The sequence below is a fragment of the Lactobacillus corticis genome (assembly GCF_018327645.1).
Lineage (GTDB): Bacteria > Bacillota > Bacilli > Lactobacillales > Lactobacillaceae > Lactobacillus > Lactobacillus corticis.
The window spans coordinates 1-17971 of the sequence record NZ_BMAY01000006.1 but is presented as its reverse complement, the minus strand read 5'-3'; the positions used below and the strand labels follow the sequence as shown (position 1 = coordinate 17971).

Below are 17971 nucleotides of genomic sequence, written 5' to 3'. Positions count from 1 at the left end.
AGCATTAGGCAGGATAAAGGATAGTTTTTTCCAATTTTTCGGTATTTTGCAATAAGTTGCTTTTCTTGCTAACTTCAATACTCGTTTTCAGTTTGCTTTTTGGTATAATTTAGATAGTAGTTTGGAGGAAAACAATGTCATCTACGGAAACCTTAATCGTAATCGCCATTGTGCTCCTAATTCTTGTTGTTTTAGGACTTGGCTTATTTATAAATCGCAAGCAATTACATGAAATTGAAGCCATTGAACGAGTTTTAGACCAAATTCAGGGCCTGGATTTAGAGCAAGATATCAATCGGCTAGATCAGATGGACTTAGCTGGTGAAAGTCTTACTACGCTCAATACTTGGAAAAAACGCTACTTAGAAATTGAGCGCGAAACAATGCCGAAGATTCGCAATTTCCTATCTATGGCTGAAGCAGAACTGCCTAAATATCGTTTGTGGACATCAAATAAGTATCTTAAAGAAGCTCAGCTCTTACTAGAGGATGCTCGAAAGGGCGCAAAAGATACTAAGCAGATCTTCACCCAGTTGTTAGAATCGAATCGGGAAAACCAGATTCAATATGATGGTTTAATAACTACCTACCGGGCGATGAGAAAAGACGTGCTGGCTAAGTCGTATAATTATGGTTCTGCCATTGATCCAATTGAAGACCAGCTGGCAGAAATGGAAAAAGACTTTAGCCAGGCTAAGAACCTCTCATCACAAGGGGATCACGTTGAAGCCAAGAGGGTATTGGACCACCTCGAGACGGCACTGGGAGATTTGGAAAAACAGTTGCCAATTGTCAGTGAGGCTGAACATCAATTAGATAGCGTCTTCCAGGATCAATTAGCTGAGCTTTCTGAATCTTATAAGCAAATGATCAGTGACAAGTATTATATTGATGAAATTGATTTGCCACAGGAAGTTAAGAATATTTACGGTGAAATCGATGAAGCCAATGAATATTTGAAACAGCTTGATATTGACCAAATGACCAAGAAAACTGATGAAATCAAGAATGAAATCAGCCAGTTATATGATGTTTTAGAGGCAGAATACAAGGCTCGGCCATTCGTTGAAAAAAATCAAGCCAAAATGCTGTCAGTTTTGTCCAAGCAGCAAAGTTCTTCTAAGAAATTAGTTGATCGCTTAAAGCATATCGATGAAAGTTATGAACTGACTCACGGCGAATTAGGCGAGAGTAAAAAACTTGCCCACGAAGTTGATGAAATGAGTCATCAGTACACAGTTGATACCCAAAATATTGCTGATGGCAAGGCTGTTTTCTCCAAGGTTCGCCAATCATGGCTAAAGATGCTGGAGCGGCTGCATGAGATCGACGAAGAACAAAAAGCGATGGCTCAAAATGTTGAAGGGCTGTACGATTCTGAAAATGTTGCGGTTGAGTCAATCAATAACTTTAAGCAAGAGGTTTCTTTAGTTTATCGGAGAATTGAACGGCGCAATTTGCCAGGCAAGCCAGACAGTTTCGTGCAAATGTACACTCTGGTGGTAAATGAAATTGGCAAAGTGAGTCGTGAATTGGAACAGGTCCGCATTAATATGGAAAGGATCTCGGATGAACTGATTCAAATTTCTGATGACGTTGAACGGTTAAAGCGTGAAGCAGATGATATTATCAATTCAGCTAATTTGGTTGAATTGACCGTGCAATATGCTAATAAGTTTGATGATGAACGAATCAAGCGGGCCCAAACTGAAGCCTTGAAACTGTATGAAGACCGGTATGAGTATAAAGAAGCGCTGGATACGATTGCTACGGCAATTGAGAAAGCTGAACCAGGAAGTTATCAAAGATTAGAAAATACCTACTACAGTGAAACTCATAATAGTAATTAATTGAAGCAATCAGCTTTTTAGGCTATGATTGTAAAGTATTTAAACGGTCAAGATGATTGACCGTTTTTTTAAAGGGAGAATAAAAACTTGATTTATTTTGATAATTCAGCCACAACCAAGATCTACCCTGAAGCTCTCACTACCTATAATAAGGTAGCAACTGATATTTGGGGCAATCCATCAAGCTTGCACAAGCTTGGCGATCGCGCAAGTCAATTGCTGATGTCATCGCGTAAACAAATTGCTGGTCTTTTAGGTACCGAAGTAAATGAAATCTTTTTTACCTCTGGCGGAACTGAAAGCAACAACACGGCAATCAAAGGCACGGCCATTCAAAAGCGCGAGTTTGGAAAACACATTATTACTTCCAGCGTTGAACATGCTTCTGTTGCTAATGCTTTTACAGCTTTAGAACGTTTAGGCTATCGGGTAACGCGTTTGCCGGTCGATAAGGAAGGCCGAGTTAATCCGCAAGACTTGAAAAACGCCCTAGATAAAGACACTACTTTGGTTTCAATCATGGGTGTAAACAACGAAATCGGGACAATTCAGCCAATTGAAGCAATTTCAGAGATTTTGGACAATTATCCTAATATTACTTTTCATGTCGATAACGTTCAGGCTTTTGGCAAAAATATTTGGGACCGGGTTTTCACTCCGCGGGTAGATTTATCCAGCTTGTCAGCCCATAAATACCATGCTCCAAGAGGAATCGGTATTTTATATAAAAAGACTGGTAAGATGCTGACGCCACTGCATGATGGTGGAGGTCAGGAAAAAGGCTTGCGTTCTGGGACCGAAAATTTGCCAGCAATTGCTGCTATGGCCAAATCCATGCGTCTTTTGCTTGAACAGGAACCAGAAAATGCCGCCAGAGAACAAGCCATCAAGGAAAAGATCTATCATTATCTCAAAACTTTACCAGGAATTGAAATCTTTTCCGGGATTGATGATGGTTTTGCGCCGCACGTACTATGTTTTGCCTTAACCGGCATCCGTGGCGAAACTTTGGTCCACACCTTGGAAAGTCATGATATTTATACTTCAACAACCTCAGCTTGTGCTTCAAAGACGGCCGATGAAGCAAGCACTTTGGTGGCAATGCATGTTGACGACAAGATTGCCACTAGTGCAATTAGACTGAGTTTTGATGCAAGCAATACCATGGAAGAAGCTGATCAGTTCATCGAAGTTTTTGATGGAATTTATCGGCATTTTGCTAAGATTAATCATTTAGGAGAGTAATTATATGTTGAACTATACGGAAGTGATGGTCCGCTACGGGGAATTGTCGACTAAGGGCAAGAACCGTAAAGACTTTATTAACCGCTTGGCTGCCAACATCCAAAAGACCTTAACGGATTTTCCTGATTTGGAATTTCATCCTAAGCATGACCGACTACATATTGTCTTAAATGGCACCTCATTTGAAGAAGTCGATCAGCGCCTAAAAAAGGTCTTTGGTATTCAAACCTATTCACCAGTTATTAAAACCGAACGGACCCTGGAAGCAATTGAAAAAACTGCCTTAAGTCTGATGCAGGCCACTTTTAAACCAGGGATGACCTTCAAGGTTAATACTCGCAGAAGCGATCATCATTTTGAATATGACACAAATGAACTTAATTCAATGGTCGGCGACTACTTGTTTGACCATATGGACGGTTTAAAGGCCGAAATGAAGCACCCTGATTTAGTTCTGAGAATTGAAGTGCGGCTTGACGGCGTGTACATTTCTAATGAATTGCTCCAAGGTGCTGGCGGAATGCCGGTGGGCACGGCTGGCAAGGCGGTGATGATGCTCTCTGGCGGAATTGATTCACCAGTTGCCTCATACTTAGCCTTGAAACGGGGAGTGGATATTGAAATGGTTCACTTCTTTAGTCCGCCATACACCACTGATAAAGCTCTTGCTAAGGCCAAAGAATTGACTGGCATTTTAGCAAATTATTCTGGCAAGATTAACTTTATTGCCGTGCCGTTTGCTGAAATTCAAGAAACTATTAAAGAGAAGCTTCCAGAAGGGTACCTGATGACCATTCAGCGTCGTTTTATGTTGCGGTTAGCTGATAAAATCAGAGAAAAGCGTGGAGGCAAGGCAATCTTTAATGGGGAAAGCGTTGGCCAAGTTGCTTCGCAAACCCTTGATTCAATGATGGCGATAAATGACGTTACGACTACTCCAGTTTTGCGCCCAGTAGTAACGATGGACAAGACTGAAATCATCAAACTTGCTGAAGATATTGGTACGTTTGATCTGTCCATCATGCCATTTGAAGACTGCTGTACGATTTTTGCGCCACCTCGTCCTAAGACCAAGCCAAAGGTTGATAAAGCTCGCGAATACGAAGCACGGCTTGATGTTGATGGGTTGATTGAAAGAGCCATGGCAGGTATTGAAATAACGCCGATCTATCCAAATCAAAAGTTTTTAGCTGATAAGTCAGCTGAAGATGCAGATCTGTTGTAATAAATAGTCGGATGACCGGTATCAAGACAAAAATCAAATAATATCAAAGAACTAATTTCGTAAGTAACGAAATTAGTTTTTTTAATATATTCATATATGACTATTCTTTGAAAATCTTGAACATCCTATTTATATTAATGTTGTAAATTATTGTTTAGACACTTAGTCATAAGTACATATACTGATTTATTGTCATTTAAGTATGATTAGTTGAGATGATTTTGGGAGATTTCAGTGGACTCAAATGAGCGATAAATCAGCATTTTTTCTACTAGGGAGGAAAAATAATGAATAATAAGAAGAAAATGGTCGGCTTGGCCGGTGCTGCTCTTGCTGCTGTTGCAGGGGTAACTGTAGCTAATCAACCAGTGTACGCTGCCACAAATACGAGCACAAGTTCAACTGATGCCCAAAAACAGGCTGCAGTTGAACAAGCTCAAAAAGCTGCCAACAATGCCCAAACAGCTTCAGATAAAGCTGTTTCAGCTAAAAACGCTCAACAAGGAGTAGTTGATCAAGCTCAACAAGCAGCTGATAAGAGTCAATCAGCCTTAAATCAAGCGCAAACTAAGCAAAATGATGCCCAAAAAGCAGCTGCTTCTGCTACTTCCGAAAATATTAGCAACGTCAAAAAGCAGATTAATCAGCAGAATGATGCAATTAAGAATGATAATTCAGCAATTAGCGACGCTCAAACATCTGCCAACAATGCTAAGAGCGATGTAGCTAAGGCTCAAGGTGTCGTTGATAACGCTCAAGCAAAAGTTTCAGATCAGCAGCAAGCTGTCAATAAAGCTAAGGATAAGCTTGCCCAAGCACAAACTGATTTAAATAAGACTAAGTCAGACCAACTCCAAAACGCTGTGGCTAATGCCAAAAACACTGTTGCCAATGATCAAAAGACCATTTCGAATGATCAAACCGATATTAGCAATAAAACAGAAAATCAAACTTCAGCAGCTGATGCCTTAGCCGATGCAAAAGAAACAAAGGCGAACGTCGAACAGAGTTTGTCAGATGCCAAGGATGATCAACAAAGTGCCCAATCCGTTGTTGATCAAGCTCAATCTGAAGTTAACGCTGCTCAGTCAGTGGTTGATCAAAAAGCAAACCCCCAACAAGATGCTCAATCAGCTTACGATCAGGCTAACAACGACCTTAATTCCAGCATTTCAACTGAACCACAGAATAACTATGACGAGGCAAGCGAGAAAGTTGCGAGTGATAAGCAAGACATTGAAAATGCTCAAAACAGTATCTCAAATGCCCAAAATGGTTTAAATTCTGCTAGTGATGCCAAGAATGCAGCCGCTGATAATCTAGCAAATGCCCAAACGGATTATGATAATAAAAATGCAGCCAATGCTTCAGCACAAAATGATTTAAGTAGTGCCAAAGCAGCTGCCCAAGAAGCTCAAAACAAGAAAGAAGCAGATAAGTTAAGGAGAGATGAGATTAATGCTTCTTTGAATAATATCACCATGAACTTGAGCCAGGATTACATTGATGCCTTGAGGGCATATCAAGATGATAAGTCTGCAGCTAACAGTCAAAGGCTTAAAGCTCTTGGTGATGTATTACAAAACACCTACAAGTACCAGAGTAATGCAGAGGATGCTCATAGACCTGTTGAATATAGTCCTGAAAATCCTTTAGCTGCTGATATTCAAGAAGAATTAACATTATACGCTGCGCAACTCTTGAATAATATTAGAAGTCAGTTTGGTTATAATAAATTAACCGTAAATGCAGGAAGCCTTGAATTTGCCAAGAGAGTTGCTGCAGGCTACGATTCTGATGGTTGGAATATAAAGAATGTTGCTACAGCTTGGCATGATACAGCTACTATTAACCGAGTGGCTCAAGACATGGGACTACTGGTTCCCAAAAATTCAGTCAATGACCCTGCCCATGGAATCAGAGGAACCCAATATTATGAAAATCTAAAGGGTCAAGATATGCATTACGTGGTAGAAGATGGAATTAAGAAAATTCTAACGGACATGACTCCTTCAAAACGAGAGACTACAGTCGATAAGATGAAGCAAAAAATTTACGACGCAGTTCGCTCGATGCTGTTTGGTGATGCTGATTCAAGCTGGGGTCATGCGCTTTCACTAACAGGTTTAATGAGCAACGGCGTGGCGACTTCGTTTGGTTATGACCGTGATTCGATGGAACAAAAGCACTTTTTGCAAATTCAAACAGAAGATCCACATAATTATGTTGATAATCCGAACGGTGAGTATGCTCAGTTGGCAGGACAAACGATTGCGGTTCCAGATGCAGCAAGTGAGTTAAACCAACAATTGCAGGCTGCTGAAGCTCAACTTGCTACTGACCAAGCCGATCTGGATGCTAAGAATGAGGCAGTCACTCAAGCGCAAACTGCAGCTGACCAAACGCAAGCAGCTTTGGACTCAGCCACTGAGACTTTAACTAATGCCAAGAATGCCAACAGCCAGGCTCAAGCCGCCGTTGATGCTGCGCAAACTGCTTTAGATAATGCAAATTACGCCTTACAAACAGCTAAAAATAATTTAGCTGCCGACACCCAAGCACAAGCAGACGCTAAGGCTAACCTTGATGCTTATAATCAAGATATCGCCAATAAAGAACAACAGGTAAAAACTGCCAAGGCTGCTCTTGATAATGCAAATTCAGATTTAGCCAGTGCAAATGCTGTCTTGGATAATAAGACTGCAACTTTGAATTCTGCCAAAGCCGTTTTAGCAGAAAAAGCAAACAACACCAATGCTGCCCAAACTGCTTTTGAAAATGCGCAAGCTGATGTAAAAGACAAGGAAAGCGCATTGGCAAATGCAACTCAAGCACTGGCAGATGCTAAGAGCAAATTGGCAAATGATCAAAACAAGTTAGCAGAAGATCAAAAAGCAGTTCAAACAGCTGAACAAGAACTGCAAAATTACCTGGCTGATCTGCCAACTAAAGAAAATGCAGTTAAGGCAGCCCAATCCGTTTTAGCTGAAGAAAAGGCTAAACTTGCTAGTTTGACTGCAGATCTCAACACGAAGAATTCTGCTTTGAACCAGGCTAAGACAGTTCTTGCAAAGCAAGAGGCAGCTGTTTCAAATGCACAATCTGCTTTAAAGGCTGATCAGGACAAATTAGCCCAGCTTACTGCTCAACTGGCTCAATACAATAAGAGTCTAACTGACTTAGTTCAAGCTAAGGACGCCGTTGCAGCAGCTCAAAAGGCAGTTGCTGAAGCTCAAGCTAAACTAACTGCCGAAAAAGCTAAGCTCGCAGATCTTACCAAGGCTGCCAATACCGCTCAAACTGCTTTAACAGATGCTAACAACAATCTTGCTAAGGCCAAGGCAGCTTTGAACACGCAAGCTAAGCAGTATGGCGACAAGGTGGTTATTGCAGTAACCAAGATTAAAGTTGGTCAAAGCGTACCAAGTCCAAAATTTAGAAATGCTTTAACGCTAAAGAGCAGTGATGGTTCTAGTAAATTCGTCGTATCCTACGAGTCGCTTTCTGGCAAGAATGCAATCAGTGATTTGCCTCAGGGTACCAAGGCAGCCTGGGCTGACGAAGCTAAGGTAGCTGGGGATGCCAAAGTTGCTGGCAGCTACGATGAAACTGTGATTGTAACCTTCCCTGATGGATCATCTGTTACTAAATTAGGTAAATTGCTGGTAGAAGCAAGTGAAACTGCGAAGGCGCCTACTAACAACACTTCTAAGTCAACTGAAACCACCTCAGGCAAACTGGCAGGAGGAGCTGAAAACAGCGCACCTGCTCATGGAATGCAAAGTGAACCAGGCAAAACGCCTGCAGCCACTGTTCTTACTAACTCAAAGAAGCGGCCAATGACTAGGGCAGAATATCGTGCTAGTCATCGATTGCCACAAACAGGAGAAGCTAAGAACGGATTGGAATTGTTAGGCTTAACCTTGCTTGGCTTAACTACTGCTTTGTTCGGCTTCGACAAGAAAAAGAAGCGCGATCGCGCCTAAAATTGTTATTTTACACTCATATATTCGCTTAAAAGAGTTGCTCGTTGCAGCTCTTTTTTTGTTTTGTAAATAAAAAATAGTCATATATGAAGATCATTTGAGACCGTATTTATTGTTATTTATATTGATCATAGCGCTTTGTAAAAGAGCTGATGAATGGATTAAAGCATGAAAACATGCTTTAGAAAAAAATGTAGGAAGTTATTATTAGGTATAAAGCCGTATGAACAAATTAAATCACTCTAATACTGCACCTATTGGCGAAGCGTTAAAGCAAATGAGGAAGGCTTATGGTTTGACTCAGTCTCAAATGGCTGCAGGTGTGATTAGTGAATCTTATTATTCAAAAGTTGAAAGAGGGGATAATCGCATTAATGCTGACGCTTTAGTTAATTTGCTGGTTTCGCATCATTTTGATGTTGGAAAATTTTTTGACCGCTTAGTAAATCAAAGCTCAGTTGAACCTGACTTGCAGATTGCTACCGAAATTTCAATTGCGCAATATACCAAGAATCTCAAACGTCTTGATGAGATTTCAAAAGAATTAAAGACGCGACCTGAAGGATCGCCTTCTTGGCTGGAACTAAGAATAACTTTAGCTTATGCTTGGATCAATCATTCACCCGAACAAGTTCCTGATGGCGTTAAGAATAAGATTAAAAAGATAATCCTGGAAGATAATTGGAATCGCGGGTCATATCAAACTTTTTGCAATTCGATTATCATCTATGAAATTGAAGAAGCAGCCCCATTAGTTCGCAATGCTCTAGAACATTTTGTTGCCAACCCGGAATATGATGAATTTACCTTGCAATATGTGGCTTTGATTGCAGTTAACTTTTTGAATTGTGCCTACCATGCCAGTAAAGAAGAACGAAAATCGGTTCACTCAACAATTTGTCAAGCAATTGAATTTCTGAAGAATGATTTGCCGGTTGAGCCCGCGATCGGTTTTTATAAAATAATGGGTGTTTATTATAAAGCCTTATTTGATGGCAATTTATCCCTGGTGAATCACATTAGTGAAATAGTTAAGGAAATTGGGTATGGCTCATTAATTGAAGATCTAAAGGAAAAATAGTCAAATATGACGATTGCTTAAAACTTTTCAAAACTAAAGCTATATTATTATGGCAAGAGCAAAATGGGTTGCTTGAGCATTAAATAAGGTGTCTGGATCTAATAGAGCGTTTTTACGCACGATAAATAGGATTTGATGTCTTAAGAGAATATTTCGACGGTTTCGGAGGAGTCGAGATAGGAATGAGTGTAAAGTAGCCCTTGCAGGTTATGAAGCTATCATGGGAGTAATAGTTATAACTTGTAAGTAGACAAAAAGTACCTAGTAGATACTACCTTATTTAATATCTGCCTTTAAATACAAGAGTTACTGGCTAATAAAGAGGACAGCTTAATGGGAGTTGTCCTCTTTAACTTTTTTAAAAAATAGGTATGGTGTAGGGGTTATAGCGACTTTTTGGTGGCTAAATCCCTTGCACTCAGTCTTCTGGTGTGTCATAATCATAGCAAAGCAACGATCAAGAGGTATCGACTTTATTAACAGAGAAAGGCCATATTGCTGAGAGGCTGAAAGTTGATTTGTAGCTTGGTAGCTGATTAACTGAATCAAGTAGGTTAATCCGGACACTTCAGCACCGTTATCGCTTATAAGAGAAGCAGTTTTTCTGCTTAACGTAGGTGGTACCGCGGTTATTAGATCGTCCTAGACAACTTGTCTAGGACTTTTTTATTGGAGGAATTTAAATGACAGACTTAGCACCTAAATACGACCCCAAGGCCGTAGAAGAGGGCCGTTACCAGACTTGGCTTGACGAAGATTTGTTCAAGCCTTCAGGTGATAAAAAGGCCCACCCATATTCAATTGTTATCCCGCCGCCAAATGTAACTGGGAAGCTTCACTTGGGACATGCTTGGGATACGGCAATTCAAGATACTTTGATTCGCTTTAAGCGGATGCAAGGCTATGACACTTTGTACTTGCCAGGGATGGACCATGCCGGAATTGCAACTCAAGCCAAGGTTGAAGCTAAACTCCGCAAACAAGGCAAGGATCGTCACCAAATGGGGCGTGAAGCCTTTGTTAAGCAAGTTTGGGACTGGAAAGACGAATATGCCAACATCATCAAGAGCCAATGGGCTAAGATGGGCTTGTCTTTGGATTACAGCCGGGAACGCTTTACTTTAGACAAAGGTCTGTCAAAGGCGGTTCGCAAAGTCTTTGTTCAACTATACAATGAAGGCTTGATTTACCGCGGTGAATATATTATCAACTGGGACCCTAAGCTTGAAACTGCCCTGTCTGATATTGAAGTTATTCATAAAGATGATCAAGGTGCTTTCTACCATATTAAGTATCCATTTGCTGATGGTGATGGCTATGTAGAGATTGCGACTACGCGTCCGGAAACCATGTTTGGGGATACGGCTGTGGCTGTTGCTCCTGGGGATGAACGCTACAAGGACTTGGTTGGCAAGGAACTCATCTTGCCACTAGTTGGCCGGAGAATTCCAATTATTGAAGACCAACACGTTGATCCAGAATTTGGTACCGGTTTGGTAAAGATTACGCCAGCTCACGACCCTAACGACTTCCAAGTTGGTAATCGTCACAACCTTAAGCGGATTAACGTGATGAACGCTGACGGCACGATGAACGAAGAATGCGGCAAGTACAATGGCATGGATCGATTTGATTGCCGTAAGCAATTGGTAAAAGACTTGGATGAAGCTGGCTACTTAATCAAGGTTGAACCAATTGTCCACTCAGTTGGTCACTCAGAACGGAGCGGCGTACAAGTTGAACCACGTTTATCTACTCAATGGTTCGTTAAGATGAAGCCATTAGCTGAAAAGGCTTTGGCTAACCAAAAGACAGACGGCAAGGTAAACTTCGTTCCTGAAAGATTCGAACAAACTTTCGATCAATGGATGGAAAATGTCCATGACTGGGTTATTTCTCGTCAGTTGTGGTGGGGTCACCGGATTCCTGCTTGGTACAACAAGGAAACTGGTGAAATGTACGTTGGTGAAGAAGCACCAAAGGATCCTGAAAACTGGAAGCAGGATGAAGATGTGTTAGACACCTGGTTCTCAAGTGCCTTATGGCCATTTTCAACCTTGGGCTGGCCAGATGAAAATGCGGCTGACTTTAAGCGTTACTTCCCAACCAATACTTTAGTTACCGGCTACGACATCATCTTTTTCTGGGTATCGCGGATGATTTTCCAAAGTTTGCACTTTACTAAGGAAAAACCATTTGACAATGTTGTTTTGCACGGCTTAATTCGTGATGAACAAGGGCGCAAGATGAGCAAGTCCTTGGGTAACGGAATTGACCCGATGGACGTAATTGACAAATATGGTGCCGATGCTTTGCGCTGGTTCTTATTGAACGGGACTGCTCCTGGTCAAGATACGCGTTTCAGCTACACCAAGATGGATTCGGCCTGGAACTTTATTAACAAGCTCTGGAATGCCAGCCGGTTCGTAATTATGAACTTGCCTGAAGATGCTGCACCTGCCCAAATGCCAGATACGGCTAAATTTGACCTAGCTGACAAATGGATCTTCGACCGCCTGAATCACACTATTAGTGAAGTAACCAGATTGTTTGATGAATTCCAGTTTGGTGAAGCTGGTCGTGAAATGTACAACTTCATTTGGAATGATTTCTGTGACTGGTACATTGAAATTTCTAAGGTAGCTTTGAATGGTGATGACGCCGAATTGAAGGCCCAAAAACAAGCCAACTTGACTTGGATTTTGGATCAAATCTTGCGTTTGATGCACCCAATTATGCCATTTGTAACAGAAAAATTATGGCTATCAATGCCTCATGAAGGTAAGAGCTTAATGGTTGCAGCTTATCCTGAAGTTCACCCTGAATTTGAGAATAAGGCTGCCGACCAAGAAATGGCCTTCTTAATTGACGTTATCAAGGCAGTTCGGAATATCCGGATGGAAGTTAACGCACCAATGTCTAGTTCGATTGACATCCTGATTCAGCTTGAAAATGAAGCAGATAAGCGGATTTTAACCGACAATGCATCATACGTTGAAAACTTCCTGCATCCTAAGAAGCTTGAAGTCTCAACCAGTATTGACGCTCCAAAATTAGCCAAAACGGCGGTAATTTCCGGTGCGCAAATCTTTGTTCCACTTACTGAATTGGTTAATGTTGATGATGAAATTGCCAAAATGGAAAAAGAAGCTGATCGTTTAGTAGGCGAAGTTGAACGAGCAAAGAAGAAGCTTGCCAACAAAGGCTTTACCGAACACGCTCCACAAGCTGTGGTTGAAAAAGAAAAGGCCAAGCAAGCTGACTACGAAAGTCAATTAGCAGGCGTTCGAGAAAGAATTCAAGAATTGAAAGAAAGCAAATAGAGTGAACTTTAAAACTGCAAAAGCTGTTATCAGCTACTTATATGCTTTGCCGCGGATTCACCGCAAAAGCGATTTATCGTATATAAAACGTGTGCTGGCAGTTATGGGGCACCCAGAAAGACAGGTCAAAACTGTCCATGTTACTGGGACCAATGGTAAAGGCTCGACCTCTTACTACATTAGCGAACTCTTACAAAAGGCCGGTCAAAAGACTGGCCTTTTTGTGTCGCCCTATATCAAAGAATTTAACGAACGGATTCAACTTAATGGCCACAATATTAGTGATGAAGAACTGATTCAAGCTGCAAATAAGGTGACGGCTGCGGTTGAACAAATCCAAAAGACTGATCCAGAATTCAACTTGGTGATTTTTGAATACGAAACAGCCATGGCCTTCTATTTTTTCAAAAAAATGCGGTGCGATTATGCTGTGATTGAAGTCGGAATTGGCGGTACGCATGATAAGACCAACGTCATCGTTCCAGAAGTAAGTGTTATTACGACGATCAGTCTGGATCATGAAAAAATAATTGGACCGGGTTTGAGCGATATTGCCAAAGAAAAAAGCGGCATCATCAAGTCAGAAAGACCAGTGGTTTTAGGTAAAATCCCCCAAGCCGTTCGTCCGATAGTTTTAGATCGGGCAAAGGCAATGAATAGTCCGGTCTTTGAGTTAACTGAAGCCTTTAAGGCGTCAGTTACCGATCACTTCAGTGTCGCCGAGGTTGGCGGAATCCGTTATTGCTTTAAACAGCGACCTTTGGTTGAAACCTACGATATGGCGATTGCAGTCCAAGTATTGAATTTATTGGGGCTGGCTTTAGCACCAGCAGTTGTTGAGAAGACTATCAATTCCACCAAGATTCCAGGAAGATATCAAATTTTGCAAAAGCGGCCAATGATCATCTTGGATGGTGCTCACAACCAGCAAGCAATTAGCAATCTGCTATCTTATGTCCATCAGCAGCAGAAAGTGCGTGGTGGTCAAGTAAGGGTGTTAATTGGTATGATGAAAGATAAGGACATTAAGCAAGTCTTTGACTTGTTCAAACCGAGCGACCAAATAACGCTGACCCAAATTGATTATCCCCGTGCTGCTGGTCAGGAGGATTTTCCCCCAGCTTATCCTTTTATGGCTAATCCTGAGGCTGCTTTTCGCCACTTGCAGGCAATTAGTCAAGACGAAGATATTTTACTCGTAACCGGGTCGTTTTACTTGGTTAGCCAAATCTTGCAGATGGAGGAATCGTGATGCGCGTAGCTGGTATTACCACAGAAATCAAGGGCGTAATTTTTGATATGGACGGCTTGTTAGTCAATTCTGAAAAATTATATTGGGATGCTAACATTCAGGCCTCTGATGAATTTAACCTAGGCGTTCCGCATGATGCCTACTTAAAACTGACCGGTGCCACGGTTGAAGATATGCAGGCCTTTTATCATAAGTACTTCAAGTCGGTTGAGGATCGAGACCGTTTTATCAAACGAACCGATGACCTGGTATGGGAATGGACTGATCAAGGCAAGCTCAAATTGCAGCCAGGGGTCCAACGGGCTTTAGATCAGTTTCAAAATATGGGCTTAGAGCTGGCAATTGCGTCAAGCAATTATGATGACGTTGTTCAACATGTCCTGTGGGCAACGGGGATCCGCAACTATTTTAGCTTTTACTTAAGTTGGAAAGACGTTGAAAAAGGTCACATTAAACCTAAACCTGCCCCGGATATTTACCTTGCTGCCAGTCAAAAAATGGGTTTGGCAAAAGACGAATTATTGGTGTTTGAAGATTCATCAACTGGTGTAGCGGCGGCTCATGCAGCTGGACTCAAAGTAGTGATGATTCCTGACTTGCTGCCTGCAACGACAATTGATAAAGAAAAGGCTACAATGGTAGTTGCTAACTTCAACGAGTTTTTAAGCAAAATAAAATAACCGTGAAAAATCCCTGCTTTTTGCGTATTTAATAAAAGGAGGGATTTTAATGGAATATATTAATTATGATAAGCATCAGCTTATTCGTTCCGACTTTGAATTATTAGAGCAGTTAATTGTTGCGCTGGAGCAAGCTGGAGTAGACCAGCTGGCAGATTTGCCGAATTTTTTCCGAAAAAATCAGATCAAGGGATTAAGCGATTTTGTCCAGTTTCTTAAAGGGCCCCAAGCCTCAGCTGAACTGGCAACGGCAGCAGAAGGCTTGTTTGATCGGATTCGGGCAAACTATAGTGAATTGCCTCAAACTTTTCCTGATCACCAAGCTGTCGGACAGTATTGGGCCAATCGGTTAGGAAATTTAAAACAAGAGGAATTTTGGGCACTTTATGTGAATAATGCAGCTCAGATTGTGGCAGAAAAACAAATTTCGCGGGGAACCTTAGATCGAACGATGGTCCATCCCCGAGACGTGATGCGTTGGGCTTTAATTTACGGTGCTGGCGGAGTTTTTATTTGTCATAATCACCCTAGCGGTCGTTTAACCCCCTCAAAAGCTGATGTAAATACTAGTAAACAATTAATGGCTGCCGCACAATCAATGGAAATTGATTTGGTTGACCACTTTATTGTGGGGAAGGGGCGCTTTCTAAGTATGGTCGAAGCAGGCTACTTAGAGTGCATTTGATGGTAAAGTTTCCTTTAAATTAGAAGGAATAACAAATATTTTTCTCAAATATGCTATAATAATTCAAGATTTAGAGACCGCAACATAAGGAGAGATTTTCGTGTTTGGATTAGGATCAAAAAATATCGGGATTGACCTGGGTACGGCTAATACTTTGGTCTACATGGAAGGCAAAGGTATTGTCCTCCGTGAACCATCAGTAGTAGCTAAAAATACGCAAACCGGTGAAGTTATCGCCGTTGGTTCAGAAGCTAAGGAAATGATTGGTCGTACCCCTGGTTCAATTGTTGCCATTCGTCCAATGAAGGATGGGGTTATTGCAGATTATGACACGACTGCTGCCATGCTGAAGTACTTCATGGAAAAGACTAATGGCAATTCAAAACCATCTGTTATGATCTGTGTTCCGTCAGGAGTCACAGAAGTTGAAAAACGGGCAGTTATCGATGCAGCCCGGGTTGCTGGGGCTCGTGAAGCCTTTGTAATTGAAGAACCTTTTGCAGCAGCAATTGGTGCTGGATTACCAGTTATGGACCCAACCGGTTCAATGGTTGTTGATATCGGTGGGGGAACGACGGATGTAGCGACGATTTCTCTAGGCGGTATCGTTTCATCTACTTCAATTCGTCAAGCCGGTGACAAGTTTAATTCAGCAATCATTAACTACATTCACTCTAAGTTTAACTTGTTGATTGGTGAACGGACTGCTGAAGACATTAAGATTCAAATTGGTTCAGCATCAATTGAAAAAGCTAAAGAAATTGAAGCCATGAGTATTCGTGGCCGCGATTTAGTAACGGGATTGCCAAAGTCGATCCAAGTCGAAGCTGTTGATGTCGCTTCTGCTATTCAAGATGTTGTTCAAGACATTATTGTTGCGATCAAAGAAACCCTTGAACAAACATCTCCTGAAATTGCAGCTGATGTTATTGACCACGGTATCGTTTTGACTGGTGGTGGAGCTCTCCTTAAGAACTTGCCTGACGTCATTGCAGAAGCAACCAAAGTTCCTGTCTTCATTGCACAAGATCCGCTCGACTGTGTTGCCATCGGAACTGGTGAATCACTTAAGAACATCGAAGTTATGCGTAGAAGTCGCAAATAGCAAGAAAGCCGGCTGCAAGGGCCGGTTTTTATTTAGGATTGGTTGTGTATGAAGAAATTTCTCGAAAACAAAAAACTCCTAACGACTTTTGTCGTAATTTTGCTGGTACTAATCGTTTTAGCCGGAACTACCGCTTTACGGAAGCGCAGAAATAATCCACTGGTAATTCAAAGTTTCGGCAATGATGTCGTGAGTGTTGGTGCCAATATTATTAATTTCCCATTGAAGCTGATCTCAAATGGAGCGACCAGCGTTTCTGATTTGTTAAAGGTTCAAGAAGAAAATAATCGCTTGAAAAAAGAAGTGGATGAACTTGGCCAAACGCAAGCAGAAAATAAGGCTTTGCAAGCAGAAAATAAAGAGTTGAAGAGCACGCTGAAGTTAAAGCAGACCTTAACGAACTATTCACAAGTGACGGCATCAGTTATTTCAAGGTCAACTGACACCTGGTCTGATTTATTGGTCATCAATAAAGGCAAAACTTCTGGGATTAAGAAGAATATGGCAGTAATGTCAGGTGGCGGCGTAATCGGTAGAATTGTGGAAGTTAATGCGGCCACGAGTAAGGTTGAATTAATTACCACCAGTGATACTTCAGCTAACCGCTTTGCCGTTGAAGCCACTGCCAAAAATGGCAAAACCGTCCACGGCATTATCTCAGTTGATTCTTCAAGTCAATTATCCTTCACCCAAGTGGTTGATAGCCGTAAGTTGACCAAGGGAACGAAAGTTTATACTAGTGGAATGGGTGGCAATTCACCTAAAGGCTTACTGGTTGGGACCGTTTCGACAACGACTAAAGACTCATATGGTTTATCTGACGTGATTCGGATCAATCCAGCAGGCAACCTCGATAATCCAACCATTGTTACTGTGATTGAGAGAAAGGTGAGCTGATGCGCTATTTAAGAGAATGGGCCTTAGCAATTGCCTTGTATTTAGCGATGGTAGCTGACGGCCTGGCTTCAACTTATCTGGGTGCATATCTAACCTCAGGAAAAATTCAGGCACCGATTTTTATAATGCCAATCGGAATTATGCTGATTGGACTAATGGATGAATACAATTCTCAAGAAATCTGGCTAGGCCTAGGGGCCGGAATTATCGCCGACTTGTATTTCTGGGGGATCATTGGCATTTATGCGGTCTTTTTCCCATTAGCCATTTGGGCTTGTCAAAAAATCGCCAGGTGGTTGCCAGAATTGTTTATTACTCGTTTGTTAGTCTTATTGGTTGGAACTAGTGCACTAACTGCTTACATTTGGTTGATCCTCAACTTCATGAAACTGGCGGTTGTGAGTGTTCATAGTTTATTGGTAAATCTAGTAGGAAATTTAATTGTGACTTTAATTGTTGCTGTTTTAACTTACTGGATTTGGTTCATCCTGGTTAGGGACTATCCATTTAGAAATGATTTGCGGTCATATCGCTATTAAAAAGGCTCTTTGTCAAATCCTGTTGATAAGGGTTGATATGAGCTTGAATTGAAGATCCGTATAGTATTAGTTTAGATACTATATGGATCTTTTTCTGTTACCA

General features: G+C 41.4%; 12 protein-coding genes. All 12 read left to right on the top strand.

Going from position 1 to position 17971, the window contains the following annotated elements; genetic code table 11:
• The first annotated feature begins 134 nt into the window (after positions 1–134).
• Positions 135–1850, top strand: coding sequence for a septation ring formation regulator EzrA (gene ezrA / locus KI210_RS04875; protein WP_212780780.1), 1716 nt, complete (start codon positions 135–137; stop codon positions 1848–1850).
• A gap of 87 nt (positions 1851–1937) precedes the next feature.
• A complete protein-coding gene (locus KI210_RS04870) occupies positions 1938–3095 on the top strand; it encodes a cysteine desulfurase family protein (RefSeq protein ID WP_212780779.1) in 1158 nt (385 codons plus the stop codon).
• 7 nt (positions 3096–3102) lie between these two features.
• Positions 3103–4320 carry a tRNA uracil 4-sulfurtransferase ThiI gene (thiI, locus tag KI210_RS04865; protein WP_212780873.1) on the top strand — a complete coding sequence of 406 codons (1218 nt, stop codon included), beginning with the start codon at positions 3103–3105 and terminating at the stop codon, positions 4318–4320.
• A 287-nt stretch (positions 4321–4607) separates the two neighbouring features.
• Positions 4608–8306 (top strand): SEC10/PgrA surface exclusion domain-containing protein, encoded by a 3699-nt coding sequence (locus KI210_RS04860; protein ID WP_212780778.1) that lies wholly within the window; start codon positions 4608–4610, stop codon positions 8304–8306.
• Positions 8307–8529: 223 nt separating this feature from the next.
• The gene (locus KI210_RS04855) at positions 8530–9387 is read left to right on the top strand and encodes a helix-turn-helix domain-containing protein (RefSeq protein ID WP_212780777.1); all 858 of its coding nucleotides are present in this window, start codon (positions 8530–8532) and stop codon (positions 9385–9387) included.
• 683 nt (positions 9388–10070) lie between these two features.
• On the top strand, positions 10071–12710 hold the full coding sequence (locus tag KI210_RS04850; RefSeq protein ID WP_212780776.1) for a valine--tRNA ligase: 2640 nt from the start codon (positions 10071–10073) through the stop codon (positions 12708–12710).
• A 1-nt stretch (position 12711) separates the two neighbouring features.
• On the top strand, positions 12712–13962 hold the full coding sequence (locus KI210_RS04845; protein ID WP_212780775.1) for a bifunctional folylpolyglutamate synthase/dihydrofolate synthase: 1251 nt from the start codon (positions 12712–12714) through the stop codon (positions 13960–13962).
• Entirely contained in the window at positions 13962–14642 is a 681-nt protein-coding gene (locus KI210_RS04840; RefSeq protein WP_212780774.1) for an HAD family hydrolase, read from the top strand. Before KI210_RS04845 ends, KI210_RS04840 begins: the two co-directional genes overlap by 1 nt.
• Before the next feature lie 49 nt (positions 14643–14691).
• A complete protein-coding gene (locus KI210_RS04835) occupies positions 14692–15327 on the top strand; it encodes a JAB domain-containing protein (RefSeq protein ID WP_212780773.1) in 636 nt (211 codons plus the stop codon).
• Positions 15328–15427: 100 nt separating this feature from the next.
• Positions 15428–16432, top strand: a complete 1005-nt coding sequence (locus KI210_RS04830; RefSeq protein ID WP_212780772.1) for a rod shape-determining protein — start codon at positions 15428–15430, stop codon at positions 16430–16432.
• 48 nt (positions 16433–16480) lie between these two features.
• On the top strand, positions 16481–17329 hold the full coding sequence (gene mreC, locus KI210_RS04825) for a rod shape-determining protein MreC (protein WP_212780771.1): 849 nt from the start codon (positions 16481–16483) through the stop codon (positions 17327–17329).
• Complete coding sequence (gene mreD, locus KI210_RS04820) at positions 17329–17868, top strand: rod shape-determining protein MreD (RefSeq protein ID WP_212780770.1); 540 nt, start codon at positions 17329–17331, stop codon at positions 17866–17868. Before mreC ends, mreD begins: the two co-directional genes overlap by 1 nt.
• The last annotated feature ends 103 nt before the right edge of the window (positions 17869–17971 follow it).

Coding starts and splice junctions, on each gene's coding strand:
- KI210_RS04840 (WP_212780774.1), top strand. CDS start 13,962: ATGCGCGTAGCTGGTATTACCACAGAAATCAAGGGCGTAATTTTTGAT.
- mreC (WP_212780771.1), top strand. CDS start 16,481: ATGAAGAAATTTCTCGAAAACAAAAAACTCCTAACGACTTTTGTCGTA.
- KI210_RS04850 (WP_212780776.1), top strand. CDS start 10,071: ATGACAGACTTAGCACCTAAATACGACCCCAAGGCCGTAGAAGAGGGC.
- KI210_RS04835 (WP_212780773.1), top strand. CDS start 14,692: ATGGAATATATTAATTATGATAAGCATCAGCTTATTCGTTCCGACTTT.
- ezrA (WP_212780780.1), top strand. CDS start 135: ATGTCATCTACGGAAACCTTAATCGTAATCGCCATTGTGCTCCTAATT.
- KI210_RS04860 (WP_212780778.1), top strand. CDS start 4,608: ATGAATAATAAGAAGAAAATGGTCGGCTTGGCCGGTGCTGCTCTTGCT.
- KI210_RS04855 (WP_212780777.1), top strand. CDS start 8,530: ATGAACAAATTAAATCACTCTAATACTGCACCTATTGGCGAAGCGTTA.
- mreD (WP_212780770.1), top strand. CDS start 17,329: ATGCGCTATTTAAGAGAATGGGCCTTAGCAATTGCCTTGTATTTAGCG.